This window comes from Citrobacter sp. On2M, from assembly GCF_018035235.1.
In the GTDB taxonomy this organism is placed as follows: Bacteria; Pseudomonadota; Gammaproteobacteria; order Enterobacterales; family Enterobacteriaceae; genus Citrobacter; species Citrobacter meridianamericanus.
Genome location: NZ_WPCV01000005.1, coordinates 398,566 through 422,681 on the forward strand (window position 1 = coordinate 398,566; position 24,116 = coordinate 422,681).

A 24,116-nucleotide genomic window follows, 5' to 3' on the forward strand; every position below is an offset into this window, starting at 1 on the left:
AGGCTTCCCAGCGGAAGCCTTTTTGTTGTCATCAGCAGACTGAATTACAGAACGTCAACCGCGTTCAGTTCTTTGAAAGCCTGTTCCAGACGGGTGATCATGGTTGCCTGACCAGCACGCAGCCATACGCGCGGATCGTAGTATTTCTTGTTCGGCTGATCTTCGCCTTTCGGGTTGCCCAACTGGCCCTGCAGGTAAGCTTCGTTTGCTTTGTAATAGTTCAGAACGCCTTCCCAGGTAGCCCATTGGGTATCGGTGTCGATGTTCATTTTCACTACGCCGTAGCTTACGGAGTCTTTAATTTCCTGAGCAGTAGAACCGGAACCGCCGTGGAAGACGAAGTTCAGGCTGTTGTGCGGCAGGTTATGTTTCTTAGAAACATAGTCCTGAGAGTCGCGCAGGATGGTCGGGGTCAGAACGACGTTACCCGGCTTGTAAACGCCGTGTACGTTACCGAAGGACGCAGCGATGGTGAAACGCGGGCTGATTTTGCTCAGCTCAGTGTACGCGTAATCAACGTCTTCCGGCTGGGTGTACAGTGCAGAAGCGTCCATGTGGCTGTTATCCACACCGTCTTCTTCACCACCGGTGCAACCCAGTTCGATTTCCAGAGTCATGCCCATTTTGGACATGCGTGCCAGATATTTGGAGCAGATTTCGATGTTCTCTTCCAGAGACTCTTCAGACAGGTCGATCATATGAGAAGAGAACAGCGGTTTGCCGGTTGCTGCGAAGTGTTTTTCACCCGCGTCCAGCAGACCGTCGATCCACGGCAGCAGTTTCTTCGCGCAGTGGTCAGTGTGCAGGATAACCGGAACACCGTAGTGCTCAGCCATCTGGTGAACGTGATGCGCGCCAGAGATAGCACCCAGGATTGCAGCACCCTGAGGAATGTCGGACTTCACGCCTTTACCCGCGATGAAAGAAGCACCACCGTTGGAGAATTGTACGATTACCGGCGCTTTAACTTTTGCAGCAGTTTCCAAAACGGCGTTGATGGAGTCGGTACCCACGCAGTTAACAGCTGGCAGAGCAAAGTTGTTTTCTTTAGCTACCTGGAAAACTTTCTGTACGTCATCACCAGTGATTACGCCTGGTTTTACGAAATCAAAAATTTTAGACATTTTACGAGTCCTGTATCTTCGGCCTTGGAAAGGGCGCGCGCCCTAAAGCGCGCTAAAATAAGGGCAGGTTTCCCTGCCCATTAAATTCTTACTTTTTAGCACGCTCTTCGAGCATGGCTACTGCTGGCAGTACTTTACCTTCGACGAATTCGAGGAATGCGCCGCCGCCAGTAGAGATGTAGGAGATTTTGTCAGCAATGCCGAACAGGTCGATTGCTGCCAGGGTGTCACCGCCGCCTGCGATAGAGAACGCTTCGCTGTCTGCGATGGCATTAGCAACGATTTCAGTACCTTTGCGGAAGTTCGGGAATTCGAACACGCCAACCGGGCCGTTCCACAGAATGGTTTTCGCATTCTTCAGGATGTCAGCCAACTGCTGTGCAGAAGCGTCGCCGATGTCCAGGATCTGTTCGTCTTCTTTAACGTCGCTAACGGATTTCAGAGTAGCCGGTGCGGTTTCAGAGAATTCAGTCGCTACGCGAACGTCGGTCGGAACCGGAATGTCGCAAGTGGTCAGCAGACGCTTAGCTTCGTCAACGAGATCTGCTTCGTACAGAGATTTGCCCACGTTGTGGCCTTGAGCAGCAACGAAGGTGTTCGCGATACCACCGCCAACAATCAGCTGGTCAGCGATTTTTGACAGGGAGTCCAGAACGGTCAGTTTGGTAGAAACTTTAGAACCACCAACGATAGCAACCATCGGACGAGCAGGTTCTTTCAGCGCTTTACCCAGTGCATCCAGCTCGGCAGCCAACAGCGGACCTGCACAAGCTACATCGGCGAATTTACCGATACCGTGAGTAGACGCCTGCGCACGGTGAGCGGTACCGAAAGCATCCATAACGAATACGTCGCACAGAGCAGCATATTTTTTGGACAGTGCTTCGTCGTCTTTCTTCTCGCCTTTGTTAAAGCGAACGTTTTCCAGAACAACCAGTTCACCGGCAGCGACTTCAACGCCGTCCAGGTAATCTTTTACCAGGCGAACCGGAGCAGACAGTTTGTCTTTCAGGTAGTTAACAACCGGCAGCAGAGAGAATTCTTCGTTGTACTCGCCTTCGGTAGGACGACCCAGGTGGGAAGTTACCATCACTTTAGCACCCTGTTTCAGGGCCAGTTCGATGGTCGGCAGGGAAGCACGAATACGTGCATCGCTGGTTACTTTCCCTTCTTTAACTGGTACGTTCAGGTCCGCACGGATAAAAACGCGTTTACCAGCCAGATCCAGATCGGTCATCTTAATTACAGACATGGTGAATCCTCTCGTTGATTCATAAAGTTTTGTCGACGCTCAAGCGTCGAGCCTGAAACCAATAGCAGCCATCGCTAACGTCGTGTCGAGCATACGGTTAGCAAAGCCCCATTCATTATCACACCAGACCAGCGTTTTGATCAGGTGAGCGCCACTCACGCGCGTTTGCGTACCATCAACGATGGCGCTGTGCGGGTCGTGGTTAAAATCTACAGAGACCAACGGTAATTCCGTATAGTCAACTATACCATGAAATGCACCCTGTGCTGCTTTTTGCAGCAACTGGTTGACTTCACTGGCTTTTACTGGTTTTTTCACCGTCACGCTTAAGTCGATCGCCGTCACATTTATGGTTGGTACACGCACCGCAATCGCTTCAAAACGATCGTTAAACTGCGGGAAAATTCTCGTGATGCCCGCCGCCAGTTTAGTATCAACCGGAATGATCGACTGACTGGCCGCTCGTGTGCGACGCAAGTCAGGATGATAAGCATCAATAACCTGCTGATCGTGCATCGCGGAGTGGATCGTGGTGACGGTACCAGACTCAATGCCGTAAGCATCATCCAGCAATTTAATGACGGGTATTATACAATTCGTGGTGCAGGAGGCATTGGAAACGATCCGGTGCTCAGCGCGCAGCTGATCCTGATTAACGCCAAACACAACGGTTGCGTCGATGTCGTGACTACCAGGATGTGAAAAGAGCACTTTCTTTGCGCCGGCGGCAATATGCGCCTCTCCGTGTTCGCGACTGCCGAAGACCCCCGTACAATCCAGCACAACGTCGACACCCAGTTCGCGCCATGGAAGCGCATCGAGCGTTCGCTCATGCAGAATGCGGATCGCATCATCGCCAACGATGAGCTGGTCTCGTTCCTGACGAACATCCCAGGCAAAACGCCCATGGCTGGTGTCATATTTCAACAAATGCGCCATGCCTGCAGCATCCGCCAGTTCGTTGATTGCCACCACGGTGATTTCCGCCCGACGCCCGGATTCATACAAAGCACGAACCACGTTGCGTCCGATGCGACCGAAACCATTAATCGCTACGCGTACGGTCATAGGTCTCCTGCAAGGATTTCTCAGAAACGATGTGGCAGACAGAGTAATGCAGCAAATCGCTCAGGGAAACCTTACCTGTCGCAAACTGCGACTAATTGGTTAATTGTCGAACATTTAATCGACTGAAACGCTTCAGCTAGAATAAGCGAAACGCGGAATAAAAGGAATGATTGTCCAGCAACAGAACACAGTTATCTGACTTACGTCACATTTTAACGTCCTTCAACGCGACTTTTATTCCATATTCCAGAATTACGAATAACCGTAGCAAGATTATTTCATTGCCATGTCACAAATCCTGATTTATATCAGAAAGCGCCTTAACCCGCGTCTATATTATCAGCGCTACGTCCGAGTCTCGGAGTTCCTCAACTATGACAACATTCTATTCCCAACCATCTGAAGCTCGCTTTCATGCGCTGCGTTTACTACCCGGCGAGGAAGTCTTTTCAGCGCTACATGCGTTTATCCAGCAACATCAACTACAGGCAGCCTGGATAGCGGGTTGCACCGGCAGTTTGACCAACGTTGCTCTGCGCTTCGCCGGATGTGAAGAAACCACCTTACACACGGGGACGTGGGAAATTATCTCTCTGAACGGCACGCTGGAACTTACCGGCGAGCATCTCCATCTGGCGATTGCCGACCAGCACGGCGCGATGCTGGGCGGACACATGATGCCGGGTTGTACCGTGCGAACCACGCTGGAACTGGTGATTGGCGAGTTGGCGTCTCTGGCATTCAGCCGACAGCCCTGCGCCGTCTCCGGTTATGACGAACTGGTTATTTCATCCCGCTAACGCTTCACTTATTCGAGGTCTTCTATGGCGCGTCGCCAATTTTCCAGCCAGTCTCTGGTACTTATTGTCATTGCTATCGCCATCAACATGGTCGGCGGGCAACTCATCAGCATGTTGAAATTGCCTATTTTTCTCGACTCGATTGGCACGTTGATCAGCGCGGTGCTGTTAGGCCCGGTCGTGGGGATGCTAACCGGATTACTCACTAACCTGTTATGGGGGCTTTTGACCGATCCTATTGCCGCCGCCTTCGCGCCTGTGGCGATGGTTATTGGACTGGTTGCCGGTTGGCTGGCACGGGCTGGATGGTTTCGCACCTTACCCAAAGTCGTGGTCAGCGGCGTGATCATCACACTTGCAGTGACCCTCGTTGCCGTGCCGATTCGCACGACCCTGTTTGGCGGCGTCACTGGCAGCGGTGCCGATCTTTTTGTTGCCTGGATGCACTCGGTCGGTCAGAACCTGGTGGAGTCCGTCGCCATCACCGTCATCGGAGCGAATCTGGTCGATAAAATCCTCACGGCAATCATCGTCTGGGTGCTGCTGCGACAACTTCCGCTGCGCACCACGCGTCATTTCCCTACGATGTCTGCCGTGCGCTAAATGCATCCGTTTACGTCGTTAACTCTGTGGGCGCTTGCCGCCTGCTCCACGCTCCTGCTGCCAGCCGGAGTGCCGCTCAGCTTGTACGGCGCCGCGACGTTCGTCAGTTTGTTATGTATGAAGGCTACGCGGTCGCGAGCGAAATACGTACTTTGGCTGATGATCCCCTTAGGGCTGGGGCTATGGCTGGTACACGGCGGATGGCTTACCGAGTGGATTAGCGGACAGCCACGCACGCCAGAGCGCTGGGCCAATGCCGTTACGCTCTGGCTGAGGATCCTGGCCATTGTGTCGACATCGCAGATATGGATGCAGTACGTACCGGTTTCGCGCTTTATGCGTGCTCTGTTCGCTTCCCGTCTGCCACCAGGCGTTGCCTACCTGTTTGCTGGCCCGCTGCTGGTGGTTGAACAACTCAAACGACAGCTGGCAATAATTCATGAGGCTCAGCGCGCACGCGGCGTACCGCTGGATGAGTCCTGGTACCAGCGTTTACGCGCCATACCGGCATTGATTGTGCCGCTTACCCATAACGCGCTCAATGACCTGGCCGTTCGCGGTGCAGCGCTCGATATGCGGGGATTTCGCCTGCATCGCACTCGCACCACGCTTTGGGCGCCGCCAGACAGCACCTTACAACGTCTGGCCCGCTACGGCATGGCAGTTCTGATGGCGGTTGAGACCGGAGTCTGGATATGGTTACGTTAGAGCAGTTTCGCTATATTCCAACGCACGCTATGCGGCCATCCGTCTGTTACGACTTCCATTACGCCAGACCGTGTATGGTGGCTGTTTTTGGCGAGAACGGCAGCGGGAAAAGCACACTGGCGCAGCTGATGGCTGGCTGGTACCCCGATTTCCTTCCGGGAAATATTGAAGGCACAGGCACGCTCCTGGGTAATCCCATCGGGCAACTGTCGCTGGTCGAGCAGTCGAGTACCATCCAGCTTGTGCAGCAGTCACCTTACCTGCAGCTTTCAGGTTGTACTTTCAGCGTGGAGGAAGAAGTGGCATTTGGCCCGGAAAATCTCTGCCTTACTGAGGTTGAAATTATGCAGCGCATAGATGCCGCCCTGACGCTGACAGAATGTCAGCCCCTGCGCCATCGTCATCCCGGTACCCTTTCCGGCGGGGAAACCCAACGGGTAGTCATTGCCAGCGCACTCGCCATGCAGCCGAAAATATTGATTCTGGATGAAGCGTTCAGCCGCCTGACGGCGCAAGCCACGGCAATGCTGCTGGCGCGACTGCAACAATGGGCACAGGAACGACATGCTTTGGTAATACTTTTCGAACGCAACCCTTCACCTTTTCTCAGCTACTGCCAGCAGGCATGGCAGCTGCGCGACGGAGCATTGTCACCACTATGCTAACGCTAGACCAGGTCAGTTTTCGCTGGCCGAACGCCACCGATGACTGCTTACACAATATTTCGCTGGAACTCCAGGAGGGTGAATGGCTGGCGCTAACGGGCGATAATGGGGCAGGAAAATCCACGCTTCTGCGCATCATGGCCGGGCTACTGACGCCTTCATCCGGCACAATAACCGTGCAGAATCGCGCGATTGCGCAACTGAAAAATCGGGAGCGTGCCAGGGTGCTCGGCGTATTGTTTCAGGAGGCGGAGAATCAAATTTTTCACAGCAAGGTTGCAGAGGAAGTCGCATTCGGATTACGGCTACAGAAGCTTCCGGCGACTGAAATTGCGCAACGCACAATGGCGGCGCTGCGATTATGTCAGTTAGAGGATGTCGCCGGCGTGCACCCGCTCGATCTGCATACTGCACAACGACGCATGGTTGCCGTCGCCAGCCTGGAAGCCCTCGCCCCCACTATTCTACTGCTGGATGAGCCCAGCCGGGACTTTGATGCGCACTGGCTTGGCGTCTTCGAAAACTGGCTGGCAGTGTGTCGTGCTCGTGGTGCCAGCGTTGTAGCGATCAGTCATGACGCTGCATTTACGCAGCGCCATTTTTCGCGCGTAGTACGGCTACACAACAAAAATCTCACGCCGTCCGATATGCGCCCTCAAGCGACATCTCCAGCATAAGATCTGCTGGCAGGCTATCTTCCAGCACCCGACGAACATTCGGTCCGTCGGTACGCTCATAAAATGCCTCAGCGTCAGCTTGTGAGAGTCCGCCAGCCAGTTTACGGCCTACCAGTCGCGTACGCAGCGCATTGGCTGGAGCGCGAATAAACAACGAGTAATCACAAAACTCGGCTAACGCTCGCCATCTGTCATCATTGCGCAATAACCAGTTTCCCTCCACAATCACCATCGGCGCAGTCACCCGTATGGCCTCTTCGACCGGATCGTGCTTTTGCCTATCGTATTGCGGCCAGAAGCCTTCCCCTTCCCTTATCTGGCGTAGATTCTGCGCAAGCTTATCCACATCAAAGGTTTCCGGCGCACCTTTGTATGCCCGCAGGTTATGGGCATCCAGCCAGCTGTTGTAGTGATGGAAGCCATCCATCGGCAGCGTCTGGATCTCCGGCAGACAAGGATCCTGAGCGCAGAGATATTCCCAGAAGGTAGTCAGCGTCGATTTACCCGTACCCGGTGGCGCGCAGAGAAAAACTATCGTACGTCGCTGCGGATTAGCGGCCTGTATTTTTGCCAGTTGCTGTAATAACGGTTTGTGGACGTTCTCTATCTCATCATCATGGTAATGTGCTTCAACCTGGAGCCCATTCACCGTTAGTTCGATTTTCACGGCGTTAATTCCTTTAAAATCGCCGTCACCGCCAGCGTCATTGCCGTCTTGACCATTGCGCTAAAGCGCACCTCGGACCACGCAGCAAAGTCGGCAAATTTCATTGACTCCAGCGCGCCGTACAGCGTTGCGTTGCGGGTAATACTGTTCACGTTGCTGACAAAATCCCAGGTGATGTCATCGGCAAAACCGGGAATATTATCCTGCTCGTTCAGGTACTGATAAAACTGGGAAAAATGGGTGATGTCGGCATAAAGCCATTTATCCATTTTTCCCAGCGCATAAATCAGACGTAACGCAACGTCGATATCGTCAAGCGGTCCACTCTGAGCGAGCAACGGCTTCACTGCATATTCCACGATCTCTTCATCGTTATTAACGAACAGCGACGGCAGAAAGCGCTTAATGCTCTGGAGCAAAATGTTATGTGCCGTCGTCATAAACGAAAGTAAATTATTTTGAGCATCCAGTTGCTCAAGCACATCGTCTTCTGTCAGCGTCGTCATTAGTTATCCGATAAATCACCATGAATGCAGAGAGTCTATTATATTACACGTTCGATCCGCGCCGCCGATCAGTAAAGTTTGCGTGCGCACACCATTCGCAACCTGTTGGATCCCTTTCACAAGATCGCCGCCCGTGACCCCCGTCGCGCTGAAGAGGATCTTATTTCCCCCTACCAGTTCGTCGAGCGCATAGATACGGTTAATCTCGACGCCCATTTCCATGCAGCGCTGACGTTCCTGTGCCGCAATCAGACGATTATCTGCGCTATCTCCTTTCGCCGCGCAAAAATCAATCAGTTCAGCCTGCATGTCGCCCCCCAGCGCTTTAACTGCACAAGCTGAAATAACCCCTTCAGGTGCCCCCCCAATGGTATACATCAGGTCATAGGGATTTTCCTGCATACAGGCCAACACGCTTGCGGCTACATCGCCGTCGGGCAGCGCAAAGACTTTGACGCCAAGTCTTGTCGCTTCGGCAATCGCCGGTTGAAGACGCGGTTTATCCAGCGTCACCATCCGCAGTCGCTCCAGCGGTTTGTCCAACACCTCAGCCACATTGCGCAGATTGTCTGCCAACGGCAGCGCCAGATTAATCGCCCCTTTTGCATACCGATTAACAACCAGTTTTTTCATGTACATATCAGGGGCGTGTAACAAACTGCCGCGAGGGGCAAACGCCATGACAGCCAGCGCATTGCATTGCCCCATCGCCACCATTCGCGTGCCTTCAATAGGATCGACGGCAATATCGACCTCAGGTCCAGCGCCAGTTCCCACTTCCTCACCAATCCACAGCATCGGGGCGCGATCAATCTCCCCTTCGCCAATGACGATTCGTCCGCGGATGGCAACACTGTTCAATGCTTCGCGCATTGCCGTCACGGCCAGACCATCAATCTTGTTTTTATCGCCGCACCCGGTTTGCGGCCAGGCTGCCAGCGCAGCCTGCTCCGTGATACGAAATAGCGGCCATGCCAGCGACATCATATCGCCGCCTCCCCGATATCAACGCCGAAGTGTGCCAGCAGGTATTTTTCTGCCTTTTCGTTCCAGATGCCGTGCGTTTCCTCCACCAGCAGCGCCAGCTCTTTGAATAATGGGTCAGTTTTCCCTTTCTCGGCAAAATCAGCAATGGCGGTTAGCGGCATGGTTACGCCGTTATATATCAGCTTTTTACCGCCAGGAATTGCCGGTAAATTCAATACGGTTTCCGGAACCGCATCAAGGCCGCCAATGTGCGTCACCATAAACGAGGGTTGTAGCTGGCCGGTTGCACTGAGCGCAATAGCCTCCTTCATATCATCCGTTGAACCACCAGAGGTTCCGACAACGTGAGTGCTGTTGTAGTGCACGTTGTAAAAATTAAACGGCACTTTAAAGTTGCTGTCCGTCGGACCAGCAAAGAAATTCAGGCAGCCATCTTCCGCGAGTAAATCATCGGCCATTTCAATGACTGCAGGTACTGCCGCATATACAAAGACATCATCAAAACCTTCGTCATGAGTTAACGCACGCAGCATCGTGGTCGGAGAATCCATGCCGGTCGTGTTCACATAGATAAGTTCAATCCCTTTTTCTGCCGCCAGCTCAACCGGCAACAGTTTTTTAGCCTGCGCCAGTCGTGCTTCATCAATATCGACCACCACCACACGTGACGGCTGAATACTGCCGTTAATGGCATAATCAATTGCGCCGATACCCATCGGCCCGGCGCAGGCCAGAAGCGCAATGCTTCCGCCTGGCTTAATCCCCATGCGATGCTCATAAACGTAAGGTGTGGTGTGAAAATTCGCGTTATACGCGCCAATAATGCAGCACATTGGTTCTGCCAATGAGGCGGCGGCAAAATAAGAGCCGTGGTAAGGTAAAACGCATCCCAGATTAATCGCTACTTCCGGGATAATCATATATGTCGCATTACCGCCAAAATATTCGTAGCTGTATCCCGCGGAATATCCACTTGGCAATCCCATCGCGGGTTGCAACACAAAACGCTGACCTTTCTTATATTTATCCGTCAGGTTTTTTCCTACCTCAACAATGATACCTGCACATTCATGTCCGGTAATAACCGGATGATTTTCCAGATCGTCCGGCACGCGTTTATGCTCGCTCCCCAAAGCCGCCGCTTTCCATGTGGATAAACAAACGCTATCGGATATTACGTTTACTAACAATTCGTTATCTGTAATTGCAGGCAACTCAAATTCGCGGATCCGAATATCCTGCTTACCATATATGGCAGCCACTTTCGTTTTCATACTTACTCCAAAAATAGAAGAAGGCTAGTTCGCAGTAATGCGTTTAAATAAATCGTCCAACAGAGGATCACCAATATAGTTTTTAATCAGCACTAATGGCTTTTCACTCACACGTTTAACACGACCTTCAAGACTGGCATGGGTTACAATAATATCTGCATCTTGCGGAACGTTTTCGATAGCATAGTGCGTTACATTAATATTCAATCCCGCTTTCTCCAGACGCTTACGAAACGTTGTAGCCCCCATCGCGCTGGAACCCATTCCCGCATCACAGACGAAAGCAACGCGTTTAATATTTTTATAAGAGAACTTACCTTCCTGTTTCATCGCCTTGACGGTTCTGGCTGATTCAGCGAAGTCATCTTCAGTTTCTGTTTCTACACTCTTTTCCATTTTCAGGATTACAGAGGTAATCACAAAAGTAACAATGGTTCCCGCTGTAACGCCTGCAATGGTCGCGAGGAAAGAACCTTTTGGCGTTAATGCCAGATAGGCAAATATTGATCCTGGGCTCGGCCCTGCAACCAACCCACCGTCCAACAGGTGGAATACCCACGTCCCGCTCATTCCCCCGGCAATCATCGCAATCAGGGTTAAAGGCTTCATCAGCACATACGGGAAATACAGTTCATGAATACCACCAAGGAAGTGGATAATCATGGCGCCTGGCGCGGATTTTTTACTCATCCCTTTACCAAAAATGGCAAAGCTGAGTAACAGGCCTAACCCCGGCCCAGGGTTGGATGCCACCATGAAGAAAATCGATTTTCCCGTTTCAGAAGCTTGCTGCATTCCCAACGGATAATAGACACCCTGATCGATAGCATTATTCAAAAAGAGGATTTTCGCGGGCTCATTGATTACAGACAGCAACGGCAGGTAACCCGCATGAACCAACGCTTCAATACACTCCTTCACAAAATTGTTGGCAATGAGAACCGCCGGGCCAATAACTTCGAATCCCAGCAAACATAAGAGCATTCCCGCAATACCCAGAGAGAAGTTATTGATAACCATCTCGAAACCAGCGGGGATGCGTTTTTCCAGCAGGCGGTCGATATGCTTAATCACCCAACCGCCAAGCGGCCCCATCACCATCGCGCCAAGGAACATCGGGATATCCGCGCCAACAATAACGCCAATAGAACCAATGCCTCCCATTACCGCGCCACGTTTCCCACCAACCAGATGCCCACCGGTGGAGCCAATCATGACGGGCAGTAAATAAGTAATCATCGGGCCGACAATTTTGGCGAAATGCTCATTCGGCATCCAACCAGTAGGAATAAACAATGCGGTTATAAAACCCCAGGCAATAAATGCGCCGATGTTGGGAATGACCATTGCAGTCAAAAACCCACCAAAAGCCTGGACTTTGGCACGAGCAGACTTGTTTTCCATAATAATATCCTGAAAGGAAACGATGAATTATGCGAAGGCGATAATATCCGCCAGTTGTTTTTCTGATTTAGCCGCTAACAAAGCGGTTAGCGCTTCCTCTTCACATAATAATTCACTTAAAGCCTGAATAGCGCCAATGTGAGAGTCAGCATTTGCCGCCGACAATCCGATTAATAATCTGATGCCTTCATCTTCTTCGGAAAATTTCACTTCCTGTTTGAGAAGCGTTAATGACATTCCGGTTTTTAACGCACCACATTCCGGACGAGCGTGTGGCATAGCGACACCAGGCGCTAAAATATAATAAGGACCATTGTTAATCGTTGAGTCTTTGATCGCCTGAATATAATTTGAATTGACATAATGATTGGCGAGCAAGGACGACATAGAAAAGTCAATTGCCTCCTGCCAGTTCTTTGCTGAATCTTTTATTGAAATAGATGATTCGGGAAAGTAATCAATCAGCCGCATACATTTTCCTTATTTTATTTTTAGGGTACGAGTTAACGTTAAAAATAAAATACGCGTACGGCAAAATGAAATCAATCGAGGGGGAAAATACGTGCAGCGCGGAATGTCTTTTTGTGAAGCCTTTAAAAACAGTTAGTTGAGAATATAAAAACAAAATGCAACATTAATTATGTGATATGCATTGCAAATTCCAAATAACACTAAATATCATATTTGTGACTCAGATCCACAACGGGGAGTTGCACAGAGGAAATTAAATTTAATCCGATTAAAAAACGGGCCGCCTGAGCGACCCGTTTTCACCTGTAATCGAAGTTACAGCAGTTCTTTTGCTTTCGCGACCACGTTGTCTACGGTGAAGCCGAATTCTTCAAACAGCAGTTCTGCCGGTGCAGACTCACCAAAAGTAGTCATCCCGACGATGGCACCGTTCAGGCCCACGTATTTGAACCAGTAGTCCGCAATGCCAGCCTCGATAGCGACGCGAGCAGAAACGGCTTTCGGCAGTACGGATTCGCGGTAGGCGGCATCCTGTTTGTCGAACGCATCGGTAGACGGCATGGAGACCACACGCGCCTTCACACCTTCGGCAGTCAGTTTCTCCCATGCCGCAACAGCCAGTTCAACTTCAGAACCGGTGGCGATGAAGATCAGCTCCGGCTGGCCCGCGCAATCTTTCAGCACGTAGCCACCGCGAGCGATATTCGCCAGTTGCTCTGCGGTACGTTCCTGCTGTGCCAGGTTCTGGCGGGAGAGGATCAGCGCAGTCGGGCCGTCCTGACGCTCAACGCCGTATTTCCACGCCACTGCGGATTCAACCTGATCACACGGACGCCATGTGCTCATGTTCGGAGTCACACGCAGAGAAGCAACCTGCTCTACCGGCTGGTGAGTCGGGCCATCTTCACCCAGACCGATGGAGTCGTGGGTGTAGACCATCACCTGACGCTGTTTCATCAGCGCAGCCATACGCACCGCGTTACGAGCATATTCCACGAACATCAGGAAGGTGGAGGTGTACGGCAGGAAACCACCGTGCAGGGAAATGCCGTTTGCGATAGCGGTCATACCGAATTCACGTACACCGTAATGGATGTAGTTACCGGCGGTATCTTCGTTGATGGCCTTAGAACCAGACCACAGAGTCAGGTTAGATGGCGCGAGGTCAGCGGAGCCGCCGAGGAATTCAGGAAGCCATGGACCGAAGGCTTCAATCGCGTTCTGAGACGCTTTACGGCTGGCGATTTTCGCCGGGTTAGCCTGCAGCTTAGCAATGAACTCGTTGGCTTTCGCGTCGAAATCAGACGGCATTTCACCTTTCATACGACGGGTGAATTCAGCAGCTTCCTGCGGGAAAGCTTTGGCATAAGCAGCGAACTTCTCGTTCCATGCGGCTTCTTTTGCCTGGCCGGCTTCTTTCGCATCCCACTGCGCGTAGATTTCAGACGGGATTTCGAACGGCGCGTATTTCCAGCCCAGCTGTTCACGGGTCAGCGCGATTTCTGCATCACCCAGCGGCGCACCGTGAGAGTCGTGAGTACCGGCTTTGTTCGGGGAACCGAAACCGATGATGGTTTTGCACATCAGCAGGGATGGTTTGTCGGTTACTGCGCGAGCTTCTTCAACTGCGCGTTTAATCGCGTCAGCATCGTGACCATCTACGCCACGAACCACGTGCCAGCCGTAAGCTTCGAAACGCTTCGCGGTGTCATCGGTGAACCAGCCTTCAACGTGACCATCGATAGAGATGCCGTTGTCATCATAGAACGCAACCAGTTTACCCAGCTTCAGCGTACCGGCCAGGGAACATACCTCGTGAGAGATACCTTCCATCATGCAGCCGTCGCCCATGAAAGCATAAGTGAAGTGATCAACGATATCGTGACCAGGACGGTTAAACTGCGCCGCCAGCGTTTTTTCAGCGATAGCCATACCCACTGCATTCGCAATGCCCTGACCCAGAGGACCGGTCGTGGTTTCAACACCCGCGGTGTAACCCACTTCCGGGTGGCCCGGCGTTTTGGAGTGCAGCTGACGGAAGTTCTGCAGCTCGGACATCGGCAGATCGTAGCCGGTGAGGTGCAGCAGGCTGTAAATCAGCATTGAACCGTGGCCGTTAGACAGCACGAAGCGGTCACGGTCAGCCCAGGACGGGTTAGTCGGGTTGTGGTTCAGGAAATCACGCCACAGGACTTCGGCAATGTCAGCCATACCCATCGGGGCACCCGGGTGACCGGATTTGGCTTTCTGTACTGCGTCCATGCTCAGCGCACGAATAGCATTGGCAAGCTCTTTACGTGAGGACATTTTGACTCCAGATCGGATAATGAAGGCCACGCCCTAAACGACTTGACGACAGCGCGTTTTGGGCTACGCCGGAAAAAAGTGCCAACAATGTAACCCAAGCCGCGTGTCATGTACATGGAGCATCCTTTTACCGCTTCAGAAATCTCTGGATCATGCGTGAAAGTTGCGCAATCTTCTCGCCCGCTTATTGTTCTTTTCTTTATACTTAGGCCGAGCGTCGGTTCACCTGTAAACGACGCATTTTTTAGAATAATCCTGACCTTGTGCGGAAGAGAAAAAATGAAAATTCGCGCTTTACTGCTTGCTACGAGCATGGCAGCGGCTTTGACCGGCTGCCAGAACATGGACTCAAACGGGCTGCTTTCTTCGGGCGCGGAGGCTTTTCAGGCCTACAGTCTGAGCGATGCTCAGGTAAAAGCGCTGAGCGATCAGGCCTGTAAAGATATGGACAGCAAGGCTACTATCGCTCCGAGCGGCAGCGAGTACGCTACGCGTCTTGGCAAAATAGCCGCCGCGCTTGGCGATAACATTAACGGTCAGCCGGTGAACTACAAAGTGTATATGGCGAAAGATGTGAATGCCTTTGCCATGGCGAACGGCTGTATCCGCGTATACAGCGGCCTGATGGATATGATGACCGACAACGAAGTCGAAGCGGTGATCGGCCACGAAATGGGCCACGTTGCGCTGGGTCACGTGAAAAAAGGGATGCAGGTTGCGCTGGGTACGAACGCCGTGCGGGCAGCAGCGGCTTCCGCTGGCGGTATTGTCGGCAGCCTGTCGCAGTCGCAATTGGGCGATATCGGCGAAAAGCTGGTGAACTCACAGTTCTCCCAGCGCCAGGAGTCCGAAGCGGATGATTACTCGTATGATTTGTTGCGCAAACGTGGGATCAATCCAGCCGGCTTAGCCACCAGCTTTGAGAAACTGGCAAAACTGGAAGCAGGACGCCAAAGCTCAATGTTTGACGATCACCCGGCATCCGCAGAACGTGCGCAACATATTCGCGATCGCATGAGCGCAGACGGGATCAAATAATCTGTTAACAGTGCCGGATGGCGGCGCAAACGCCGCCATCCGGCAAAAAACAGCTTACTCGCCTTTTTTCGCCGCCTGGATATACAGCATCTCCAACGCTAACGTAGCAGCCGCCAGTGCGGTGATCTCTGACTGGTCGTAGGCCGGAGCCACTTCAACAACATCCATCCCGACGATGTTCAGATCTTTCAGACCACGTACCAGTTTAATTGCACGATCGGAAGTCAGACCACCGATCACTGGCGTACCGGTTCCGGGTGCAAACGCCGGATCCAGGCAGTCGATATCAAAAGTCAGATACACTGGCATATCACCGACAATCTGCTTAACCTGGGCGATAATGTCATCAACGCTGCGGTCGTTAACCTGGCACGCATCCAGCACGGTAAAACCATTATCTTTGTCGAACTCGGTACGAATACCGATCTGCACAGAGTGATTCGGATCGATCAAACCTTCGTTCGGCGCAGTATAGAACATCGTGCCGTGGTCGAATTCGCAGCCGTTCGCGTAGGTGTCGGTGTGGGCATCAAAGTGTACCAGCGCCATTTTACCAAAGTGCTTGGCGTGCGCGCGCAGCAGCGGCAGCGTGACAAAGTGGTCGCCGCCAAAGGAGAGCATGCGCTTACCGGCAGACAGCAGCTTCTCAGCATGCGCCTGCAGTTTTTCACTCATTTCACGCGCATCCCCGAACGCATAAACCAGATCGCCGCAGTCCACCACGTTCAGGCGCTCGCGCATATCGAAGTTCCACGGGAAGCGGTTGTGCTCCCAGGCCAGGTTAGTGGACACCTGACGGATTGCCGCCGGACCATGACGCCCGCCCGCACGACCAGACGTTGCCATATCAAACGGTACACCGGTGATCACCCAGTCGGCGTCGCTATCGTACGGCATGAAGTTCATCGGCAGACGTAAAAAACCAAAGGCGTTAGAAACCAGGGAGTTGTCGTATTGATGACCTAAGGTGCTCATGTACTGACCTCTTTAAAAATCGATGAAAAAAAATCCCCTCCGCGTCGTTAAGCCCGACGAGGAAGGGATTGATTTGGTAACTGCATATTTACGGCAAATTATCGCCGTTATTTTGTACGGATTCAAGTGAGTGCCACAAATGCTGCCCCCGCGGATTCCGACTGCCGGATGGCGGCTTCGCCTTATCCGGCCTACTTTCGTAGGAACGGTAAGCGCAGCGCCACCTGACATTTATCGTTACTCATCTTCCAGATAAGTATAACCGTACAGACCGGCTTCAAACTCTTCGAGGAATTGCTGTTGCAGCTCAGCATCCAGATCGGTTTTTTTCACCTGATCACGGAACTGCGTCAGCAGGGTGTTCGGATCCAGCTGCACGTATTGCAACATATCTGCCACGGTATCGCCTTCATCAGAAAGCTCAACTTCCACACTGCCGTCAGGGAAGACGAACACGTCAACCGCTTCGGTATCGCCGAACAGGTTGTGCATGTTGCCGAGGATCTCCTGGTACGCCCCCACCATAAAGAAGCCCAGCATCGGCGGGTTCTCCGGATCGTATTCCGGCATCGGCATGGTCGTGGCAATACCGTCACCATCGACGTAGTGGTCGATAGCGCCGTCGGAGTCACAAGTAATATCCAATAGCACCGCACGGCGCTCTGGCACCTGATTCAGTCCTTCGAGCGGCAGTACTGGGAACAGCTGATCGATCCCCCATGCATCCGGCATCGACTGGAACAGAGAAAAGTTGACGTAAATCTTATCCGCCATACGCTCCTGCAGCTCGTCGATAATCGGACGATGCGCGCGGTTGCTCGGGTCGAGCTGTTTCTGAACGTCATGGCACATGTTCAGATACAGCTGCTCTGCCCACGCACGCTCCTGCAAGCTGAAGGTGCCAGAAGAGTAGCCCACGTGAATATCATGCAGATCCATCTGGCTGTCGTGTAGCCATTCGCGTAGCGAACGGCGAGTCCCCGGCTCATGCATCTCTTGCCAGGTTTCCCACATGCTTTGCAGGGCACGCGGCGCATCGTCAGCCGGCGGCGTGGCTTCGGAGTGTTCGCTACGCTCAACACCAATGATGTTAGATACCAGCACGGTATGGTGCGCGGTTACCGCACGACCAGACTCGGTGATTACCGTCGGATGCGGCAGACCATGCTCTTCACAGGCATCGCCAATGGCCCAAATGATATTATTCGCGTATTCGTTCAGGCCGTAGTTAACAGAGCAGTCAGACTGAGAACGGGTACCTTCGTAGTCCACGCCCAGACCACCGCCTACGTCGAAGCACTGGATATTCACGCCCAGCTTGTGCAGCTCAACGTAGAAACGCGCTGATTCACGTACGCCGGTGGCGATATCACGAATGTTCGCCATCTGGGAGCCGAGGTGGAAGTGCAGCAACTGAATGCTGTCCAGACGACCGCGCTCGCGCAGAATTTCCACCAACTGCAGCACCTGGTTTGCCGCCAGGCCGAATTTTGATTTTTCGCCGCCAGAGGACTGCCACTTGCCGGATCCCTGCGACGCCAGACGCGCACGCACACCCAGACGCGGAACCACATTCAGACGTTCAGCTTCATCCAGCACGATAGCGATTTCAGACATTTTCTCGATGACCAGATAGACCTTATGGCCCATTTTCTCGCCAATCAACGCCAGACGGATGTATTCGCGGTCTTTATAGCCGTTACACACGATCACGCTACGGGTCATTCCGGCATGGGCCAAAACGGCCATCAATTCAGCTTTGGAACCAGCTTCCAGCCCCAGCGGTTCGCCGGAGTGGATCAGCGATTCAATCACGCGACGGTGCTGGTTGACCTTGATCGGGTAAACGAGAAAATAGTCGCCGTTGTAGCCATAAGATTCACGGGCGCGTTTAAACGCCGCGTTAATCGAACGCAGACGGTGTTGCAGGATCTGCGGGAAGCAGAATAATGCAGGCAGACGCTGCCCCTGCGCTTCACGGGCTTTCACCAACTCAGCAAGGTCAACGCGCGCTTCTGGTACGTCCGGATCCGGGCACACGCTGATGTGGCCCAGCTCATTGACGTCATAGTAGTTATTACCCCACCAGGCAATATTGTAAGTACGCAGCATCTTGCTGGCTTCCTCGGAACTCATTGCAACCTCCTGCATGGAGCGTAGTACACCGTGTTCGCCTGCTGACGAAGGCGAACCCAAAGAAATGTCGTCAGACATAGCGAACCTCAAATTTTATTAACAAGTGTAAAACAGTTGACTACTATCGCAATCCATAGACGCGATAACAACCCAAATACAGGCAGAATTTGCAGCAGATAGTGCTGACGCTCCGACTGTGCGACCGGTTTCTTTTTCATATCAATGTAAACACGTAACCGAACTTAATGCTGACGGTTCGGCGAAACCACGAGAAAACTCTTGTTTACCAAGAGCGCCCTTGTTCAGTTCTTAGTGACCGTAGCCGGCTCTTGAGTCCTGAGATACGCCGAGATGGGTATACACTTCATCCTTCATGCAGCCTCTTTGTTGGCTACGCTCATTCGCCCCAGTCACGTACTACTCGTACGTTCAGGGGACTCATTCACTTGCCGCCTCGACGCAACATGAATGATTTTGTGTATATAACATCGACAGGTATGCAAAGCAGAGATGCAGATTGCGGGGAACATATGTACACCAGAACGGTGCGACAGATTCAGCAGAATACAACGGTTCATTATCTCGTATCACCTCCACGGTTGCTCCTGACGGAACGAACCCACAAGCCAAAGCTAACGTCTTAACCCGGCTGGAAGTGGCAACACGATGAAAACGTCGTGTGCTTTTGTCTATCCTAAATAATTCGAGTTGTGGGAAGGCGGCAACGCAGGGAGTTCCCGGAGCTTACATGAGTAAGTGACTGGGGCGAGCGAGGAAGCCAACGCACATGCAACTTGAAGTATGACGGATATGAGCCGCGCGCCGCGTTTTATACCGATATGGAACATAAAAAGCAAAAGATAAATACGCACATTGCCAGCACCGTCAGGAAAAATTTCCAGTTACATTTTCAGTACAATGCGACCTCAATCAAAAAAAGCTGGAAATCAGACGAAGAACTGTCCTAAAATAGCCGTCCAGATGTTAATCCATCTATACCGATTAACACTCAGACTGCCAGTGTCCGTCATCTGCAGACTCATGGTAGAATCTTCTACACATGGCTATTCCACTCGACAGTTTGAGCTAACCAAATTCTCCTTAGGTGAAATTAAATATGGCAAAACACCTTTTTACGTCCGAGTCCGTATCAGAAGGGCATCCTGACAAAATCGCTGACCAAATCTCTGATGCCGTGCTGGACGCAATCCTCGAGCAGGATCCGAAAGCACGCGTTGCCTGCGAAACCTACGTCAAAACCGGTATGGTTTTAGTTGGCGGTGAGATCACCACCAGCGCATGGGTTGATATCGAAGAGATCACCCGTAACACGGTTCGCGAAATTGGCTATGTGCATTCCGACATGGGCTTTGACGCCAACTCTTGTGCGGTACTGAGCGCGATTGGTAAACAGTCTCCGGACATCAACCAGGGTGTTGACCGTGCCGATCCGCTGGAGCAGGGTGCAGGCGACCAGGGTCTGATGTTTGGTTATGCAACCAATGAAACCGATGTACTGATGCCAGCCCCGATTACCTATGCTCACCGTCTGGTGCAGCGTCAGGCTGAAGTGCGTAAAAACGGCACCTTATCCTGGCTGCGTCCGGATGCAAAAAGTCAGGTTACCTTCCAGTATGACGATGGCAAAATCGTCGGTATTGATGCGGTTGTTCTGTCGACTCAGCACTCTGAAGACATCGATCAGAAATCGCTGCAAGAAGCCGTTATGGAAGAGATCATCAAGCCGGTACTGCCGACTGAATGGCTGACCGCATCGACCAAGTTCTTCATCAACCCAACTGGTCGTTTCGTTATCGGCGGTCCAATGGGCGACTGTGGCCTGACAGGTCGTAAAATCATCGTTGATACCTACGGCGGCATGGCGCGCCATGGCGGCGGCGCATTCTCTGGTAAGGATCCGTCTAAAGTTGACCGTTCCGCAGCCTATGCAGCCCGTTACGTCGCGAAAAACATTGTCGCCGCAGGTCTGGCTGACCGCTGCGAGATTCAAGTTTCTTACGCAATCGGCGTGGCTGAACCGACTTCGATCATGGTAGAAACGTTCGGTACTGAAAAAGTGCCTTCTGAGCAACTGACCCTGCTGGTTCGCGAGTTCTTCGACCTGCGTCCGTATGGCCTGATTCAGATGCTGGATCTGCTGCACCCGATTTACAAAGAAACTGCCGCTTACGGCCACTTTGGTCGCGAGCATTTCCCATGGGAAAAAACCGACAAGGCGCAGTTGCTGCGTGAAGCTGCTGGTCTGAAGTAATTTCCCCACAGTTCAACGCTTATGAAGACCAGCCTCGCGCTGGTCTTTTTTATGTCCTTTTCTTTTCCATACCCCATCGCCAGAACAATGCTAAGTTCCCTTGTTTTAAACAACAAATGAAAGCGATTACATACCGCAGAATTTCAATCCAAACTGAATAAACATCTCCTTGTGACTATGATTGCATCGTCGTTACATTACAATTCAGCATTGTCTTAAATTCAGGCAATTAACTTTATTTCGGCAAAATAAATATCGTTATTTTTCATATACATAAACAATAACCCATATAAATATTAGTGTAACCGATTACACTAATGTGATGTGATTCGCATTTTTTTACTCCGTACTCACCTACCCTTAACATCAACAAAACTAGCTACCCAACCGGAGGGCATCATGCCTGACAATAAAAAAACGGGGCGTTCCAACAAAGCCATGACATTTTTTGTCTGCTTTCTTGCAGCCCTGGCTGGATTACTTTTTGGCCTGGATATCGGTGTTATTGCTGGAGCTTTGCCATTCATCACCGACGAGTTCCAAATTACCCCACACACTCAGGAATGGGTGGTGAGTTCTATGATGTTCGGTGCTGCTGTGGGTGCCGTCGGCAGCGGTTGGCTCTCCTTCAAACTGGGGCGCAAAAAGAGCCTGATGATCGGCGCAATTCTGTTTGTTGCCGGTTCACTGTTCTCCGCCGCAGCGCCAAACGTTGAAGTACTGCTGGTTTCCCGCGTGCTGCTCGGCCTTGCGGTAGGCGTTGCGTCTTATACCGCGCCGTTGTACCTGTCTGAAATCGCCCCGGAAAAAATTCGCGGCAGCATGATCTCTATGTATCAGTTGATGATCACCATCGGTATTTTAGGTGCGTATCTTTCCGATACGGCGTTTAGCTACAGCGGCGCATGGCGCTGGATGCTGGGCGTAATCATCATCCCTGCCCTGCTGCTGCTAATTGGCGTCATCTTCCTGCCAGACAGTCCACGCTGGTTTGCGGCTAAACGTCGTTTTGTTGATGCTGAACGTGTTCTATTGCGTCTGCGTGATACCAGCGCAGAAGCCAAACGCGAGCTGGATGAAATTCGTGAAAGCCTGCAGGTGAAGCAGAGCGGTTGGGCGCTGTTTAAAGAAAACAGCAACTTCCGCCGCGCGGTATTCCTTGGCGTTCTGTTGCAGGTGATGCAGCAGTTCACCGGGATGAACGTCATTATGTATTACGCGCCAAAAATCTTTGAACTGGCGGGTTACACCAACACCACCGAGCAGATGTGGGGGACGGTTATTGTCGGTCTGACCAACGTGCTGGCCACCTTTATCGCCATTGGCCTGGTTGACCGCTGGGGCCGTAAACCAACACTGATCCTCGGCTTTATCGTCATGGCCGTCGGTATGGGCGTGCTGGGTACAATGATGCACGTGGGCATTCACTCGGCGGCCGCACAATACCTCGCTGTACTGATGCTGCTGATGTTTATCGTTGGCTTTGCCATGAGCGCCGGTCCGCTGATTTGGGTGCTGTGCTCTGAAATCCAACCGCTGAAAGGCCGCGATTTCGGTATCACCTGCTCTACTGCAACCAACTGGATTGCCAATATGATCGTCGGTGCAACCTTCCTGACGATGCTGAACTCGCTGGGCAGTGCCAACACTTTCTGGGTCTACGGTGGTCTGAACGTCCTGTTCATCTTCCTGACTCTGTGGCTGATCCCTGAAACGAAAAATGTCTCTCTGGAACACATTGAACGTAACCTGATGAAAGGCCGTAAACTGCGCGAAATTGGCGCACACGACTAATCACTAAGGCTTCCTCCCCACGGGGGGAAGCCTTCCTCTTGCAGTCCCTTCCCTGTCGCACTATCCTCTGGCGTTATGAAAACCTCCCGTCTCCCTATCGCCATCCAGCAAGCCGTTATGCGCAGCCTGCGGGAAAAACTCGCTCAGGCCAATCTCAAGCTCGAACGCAATTACCCGGAGCCAAAGCTGGTTTACCAACAGCGCGGAACCGCTGCGGGCACCGCGTGGCTACAAACCTACGAAATTCGTCTGAATCCCGTCCTGCTGATGGAGAACGTTGATGCGTTCGTTAACGAAGTGGTGCCCCATGAACTGGCGCATTTACTGGTGTGGAAGTATTTTGGCCGCGTGCCGCCGCACGGGAAAGAGTGGAAATGGATGATGGAGAGCGTACTGGGCGTACCTGCCCGGCGTACGCATCAGTTCGAACTGCAATCCGTGCAGCGTAAGACCTATACTTACCGCTGTAAGTGTCAGGAACACCAACTGACCATCCGCCGCCACAACCGCGTGGTACGCGGTGAAGCCACCTACCGCTGCGTTCACTGCGGCGAACCGCTGGTTGCAGAATAATCTTCAGAATTATCAGGAACTTTTCTGATCTAACTGATTGCATACAGGAATGACTTTCGCTACGTTGCGGGCTCGTTTTGACACGGAGTTCGTGATGTACCGTAATCTTTCTTTTGCAGCCGCCCTGTTAGCCGCTGCGTTTTCAGGCCCGGTTTTAGCCGAAGGTATCAACAGCTTTTCTCAGGCAAAAGCGGCGGGCGTCAAAGTTAACGCCGATGCGCCTGGCGATTTCTATTGTGGCTGTAAAATTAACTGGCAAGGCAAAAAAGGGGTCGTTGACCTCGAATCCTGCGGCTATAAAGTGCGAAAAAACGAAAACCGCGCCAGTCGAATTGAATGGGAACACGTTGTCCCCGCCTGGCAGTTTGGTCATCAGCGTCAGTGCTGGCAGGACGGAGGACGTAAAAACTGCGCTAAAGATCCGGTCTATCGCAAAATGGAAAGCGATATGCATAACCTGCAGCCTGCGGTAGGTGAAGTGAATGGCGATCGCGCAAACTTTATGTACAGCCAGTGGAACGGTGGCGAAGGCCAGTATGGGCAGTGCGCGATGAAGGTTGATTTCAAAGAGAAAGTTGCCGAACCGCCTGCCCGCGCCCGTGGCGCCATCGCGCGTACCTATTTTTATATGCGCGACCAATACAACCTGACGCTCTCCCGCCAGCAAACCCAGCTTTTTAACGCCTGGAATAAGCAGTATCCGGTCACCGACTGGGAGTGTGAGCGCGACGAACGCATCGCGAAGGTACAGGGGAATCATAACCCCTATGTGCAACGCGCTTGCCAGGCGCAAAAGAGCTAACCTACACTAGCGG

General features: G+C 52.2%; 23 protein-coding genes and 1 pseudogene. 10 read left to right on the forward strand and 14 right to left on the reverse strand.

Annotated elements, in window-relative coordinates; translation table 11 throughout:
• Positions 1-44 precede the first annotated feature (44 nt).
• From fbaA to epd, 3 genes are all read right to left on the reverse strand, one after another.
• Positions 45-1,124: a class II fructose-bisphosphate aldolase gene (fbaA, locus tag On2M_RS19840; protein WP_151218337.1), complete on the reverse strand. Its 1,080-nt coding sequence runs from the start codon at positions 1,122-1,124 to the stop codon at positions 45-47.
• Positions 1,125-1,212: 88 nt separating this feature from the next.
• Positions 1,213-2,376, reverse strand: a complete 1,164-nt coding sequence (pgk, locus tag On2M_RS19845) for a phosphoglycerate kinase (protein WP_003027032.1) — start codon at positions 2,374-2,376, stop codon at positions 1,213-1,215.
• Positions 2,377-2,415: 39 nt separating this feature from the next.
• On the reverse strand, positions 2,416-3,444 hold the full coding sequence (epd, locus tag On2M_RS19850; protein ID WP_003027035.1) for an erythrose-4-phosphate dehydrogenase: 1,029 nt from the start codon (positions 3,442-3,444) through the stop codon (positions 2,416-2,418).
• A 374-nt stretch (positions 3,445-3,818) separates the two neighbouring features.
• On the opposite strand from epd, the gene On2M_RS19855 reads away from it, so the two are divergent.
• Genes On2M_RS19855 through On2M_RS19875 form a run of 5 tightly spaced genes read left to right on the forward strand, consistent with a single transcriptional unit; the run spans position 3,819 to position 6,897 of the window.
• Positions 3,819-4,244, forward strand: a complete 426-nt coding sequence (locus tag On2M_RS19855; protein ID WP_187253178.1) for a PPC domain-containing DNA-binding protein — start codon at positions 3,819-3,821, stop codon at positions 4,242-4,244.
• A gap of 24 nt (positions 4,245-4,268) precedes the next feature.
• A complete protein-coding gene (locus On2M_RS19860; protein ID WP_003027040.1) occupies positions 4,269-4,847 on the forward strand; it encodes an ECF transporter S component in 579 nt (192 codons plus the stop codon).
• The gene (locus On2M_RS19865) at positions 4,848-5,555 is read left to right on the forward strand and encodes an energy-coupling factor transporter transmembrane component T (RefSeq protein WP_210905348.1); all 708 of its coding nucleotides are present in this window, start codon (positions 4,848-4,850) and stop codon (positions 5,553-5,555) included.
• Positions 5,543-6,220, forward strand: a complete 678-nt coding sequence (locus On2M_RS19870) for an energy-coupling factor ABC transporter ATP-binding protein (RefSeq protein WP_210905349.1) — start codon at positions 5,543-5,545, stop codon at positions 6,218-6,220. Before On2M_RS19865 ends, On2M_RS19870 begins: the two co-directional genes overlap by 13 nt.
• Positions 6,214-6,897, forward strand: coding sequence for an ATP-binding cassette domain-containing protein (locus tag On2M_RS19875; protein ID WP_210905350.1), 684 nt, complete (start codon positions 6,214-6,216; stop codon positions 6,895-6,897). The genes On2M_RS19870 and On2M_RS19875 overlap by 7 nt, the downstream gene beginning before the upstream one ends.
• Here On2M_RS19875 and On2M_RS19880 read toward each other — a convergent pair.
• The 7 genes from On2M_RS19880 to tkt form a co-directional block, all read right to left on the reverse strand.
• The gene (locus tag On2M_RS19880; protein ID WP_151218342.1) at positions 6,854-7,564 is read right to left on the reverse strand and encodes a nucleoside/nucleotide kinase family protein; all 711 of its coding nucleotides are present in this window, start codon (positions 7,562-7,564) and stop codon (positions 6,854-6,856) included. The two genes, On2M_RS19875 and On2M_RS19880, sit on opposite strands and share 44 nt — an antisense overlap.
• Positions 7,561-8,070, reverse strand: a complete 510-nt coding sequence (locus tag On2M_RS19885; RefSeq protein WP_210905351.1) for an MltR family transcriptional regulator — start codon at positions 8,068-8,070, stop codon at positions 7,561-7,563. The genes On2M_RS19880 and On2M_RS19885 overlap by 4 nt, the downstream gene beginning before the upstream one ends.
• A gap of 15 nt (positions 8,071-8,085) precedes the next feature.
• Entirely contained in the window at positions 8,086-9,057 is a 972-nt protein-coding gene (gene glpX / locus On2M_RS19890; protein ID WP_151218343.1) for a class II fructose-bisphosphatase, read from the reverse strand.
• The gene (locus On2M_RS19895) at positions 9,054-10,331 is read right to left on the reverse strand and encodes a zinc-binding dehydrogenase (protein WP_151218344.1); all 1,278 of its coding nucleotides are present in this window, start codon (positions 10,329-10,331) and stop codon (positions 9,054-9,056) included. Before On2M_RS19895 ends, glpX begins: the two co-directional genes overlap by 4 nt.
• 24 nt (positions 10,332-10,355) lie before the next feature.
• On the reverse strand, positions 10,356-11,735 hold the full coding sequence (locus On2M_RS19900) for a PTS mannitol transporter subunit IICB (RefSeq protein ID WP_151218345.1): 1,380 nt from the start codon (positions 11,733-11,735) through the stop codon (positions 10,356-10,358).
• Between the two features lie 27 nt (positions 11,736-11,762).
• Positions 11,763-12,206 (reverse strand): PTS mannitol transporter subunit IIA, encoded by a 444-nt coding sequence (gene cmtB, locus On2M_RS19905; protein WP_151218346.1) that lies wholly within the window; start codon positions 12,204-12,206, stop codon positions 11,763-11,765.
• Between the two features lie 315 nt (positions 12,207-12,521).
• Complete coding sequence (gene tkt / locus On2M_RS19910) at positions 12,522-14,513, reverse strand: transketolase (protein ID WP_187253181.1); 1,992 nt, start codon at positions 14,511-14,513, stop codon at positions 12,522-12,524.
• A 279-nt stretch (positions 14,514-14,792) separates the two neighbouring features.
• On the opposite strand from tkt, the gene On2M_RS19915 reads away from it, so the two are divergent.
• A complete protein-coding gene (locus On2M_RS19915; RefSeq protein WP_151218347.1) occupies positions 14,793-15,551 on the forward strand; it encodes a M48 family metallopeptidase in 759 nt (252 codons plus the stop codon).
• A 54-nt stretch (positions 15,552-15,605) separates the two neighbouring features.
• On the opposite strand, the gene speB is transcribed toward On2M_RS19915, so the two are convergent.
• From speB to On2M_RS24375, 4 genes and pseudogenes are all read right to left on the reverse strand, one after another.
• Entirely contained in the window at positions 15,606-16,526 is a 921-nt protein-coding gene (gene speB / locus On2M_RS19920) for an agmatinase (RefSeq protein ID WP_003027056.1), read from the reverse strand.
• Between the two features lie 237 nt (positions 16,527-16,763).
• On the reverse strand, positions 16,764-18,740 hold the full coding sequence (speA, locus tag On2M_RS19925) for a biosynthetic arginine decarboxylase (RefSeq protein ID WP_151218348.1): 1,977 nt from the start codon (positions 18,738-18,740) through the stop codon (positions 16,764-16,766).
• An 8-nt stretch (positions 18,741-18,748) separates the two neighbouring features.
• Positions 18,749-18,880: an acid stress response protein YqgB gene (gene yqgB / locus On2M_RS19930; RefSeq protein ID WP_151218349.1), complete on the reverse strand. Its 132-nt coding sequence runs from the start codon at positions 18,878-18,880 to the stop codon at positions 18,749-18,751.
• Between the two features lie 258 nt (positions 18,881-19,138).
• Positions 19,139-19,240, reverse strand: a pseudogene (locus On2M_RS24375) (hypothetical protein); the annotation flags it as partial.
• A 539-nt stretch (positions 19,241-19,779) separates the two neighbouring features.
• Here On2M_RS24375 and metK point away from each other — a divergent pair.
• The 4 genes from metK to endA all read left to right on the forward strand — a co-directional run bounded on the left by metK (position 19,780) and on the right by endA (position 24,103).
• Complete coding sequence (metK, locus tag On2M_RS19940; protein WP_151218350.1) at positions 19,780-20,934, forward strand: methionine adenosyltransferase; 1,155 nt, start codon at positions 19,780-19,782, stop codon at positions 20,932-20,934.
• Between the two features lie 399 nt (positions 20,935-21,333).
• Positions 21,334-22,728: a galactose/proton symporter gene (gene galP / locus On2M_RS19945; protein ID WP_151218351.1), complete on the forward strand. Its 1,395-nt coding sequence runs from the start codon at positions 21,334-21,336 to the stop codon at positions 22,726-22,728.
• A gap of 75 nt (positions 22,729-22,803) precedes the next feature.
• Positions 22,804-23,301, forward strand: a complete 498-nt coding sequence (locus On2M_RS19950; RefSeq protein ID WP_151218352.1) for a SprT family zinc-dependent metalloprotease — start codon at positions 22,804-22,806, stop codon at positions 23,299-23,301.
• 94 nt (positions 23,302-23,395) lie between these two features.
• Positions 23,396-24,103 (forward strand): deoxyribonuclease I, encoded by a 708-nt coding sequence (endA, locus tag On2M_RS19955; RefSeq protein ID WP_151218353.1) that lies wholly within the window; start codon positions 23,396-23,398, stop codon positions 24,101-24,103.
• Positions 24,104-24,116 lie beyond the last annotated feature (13 nt).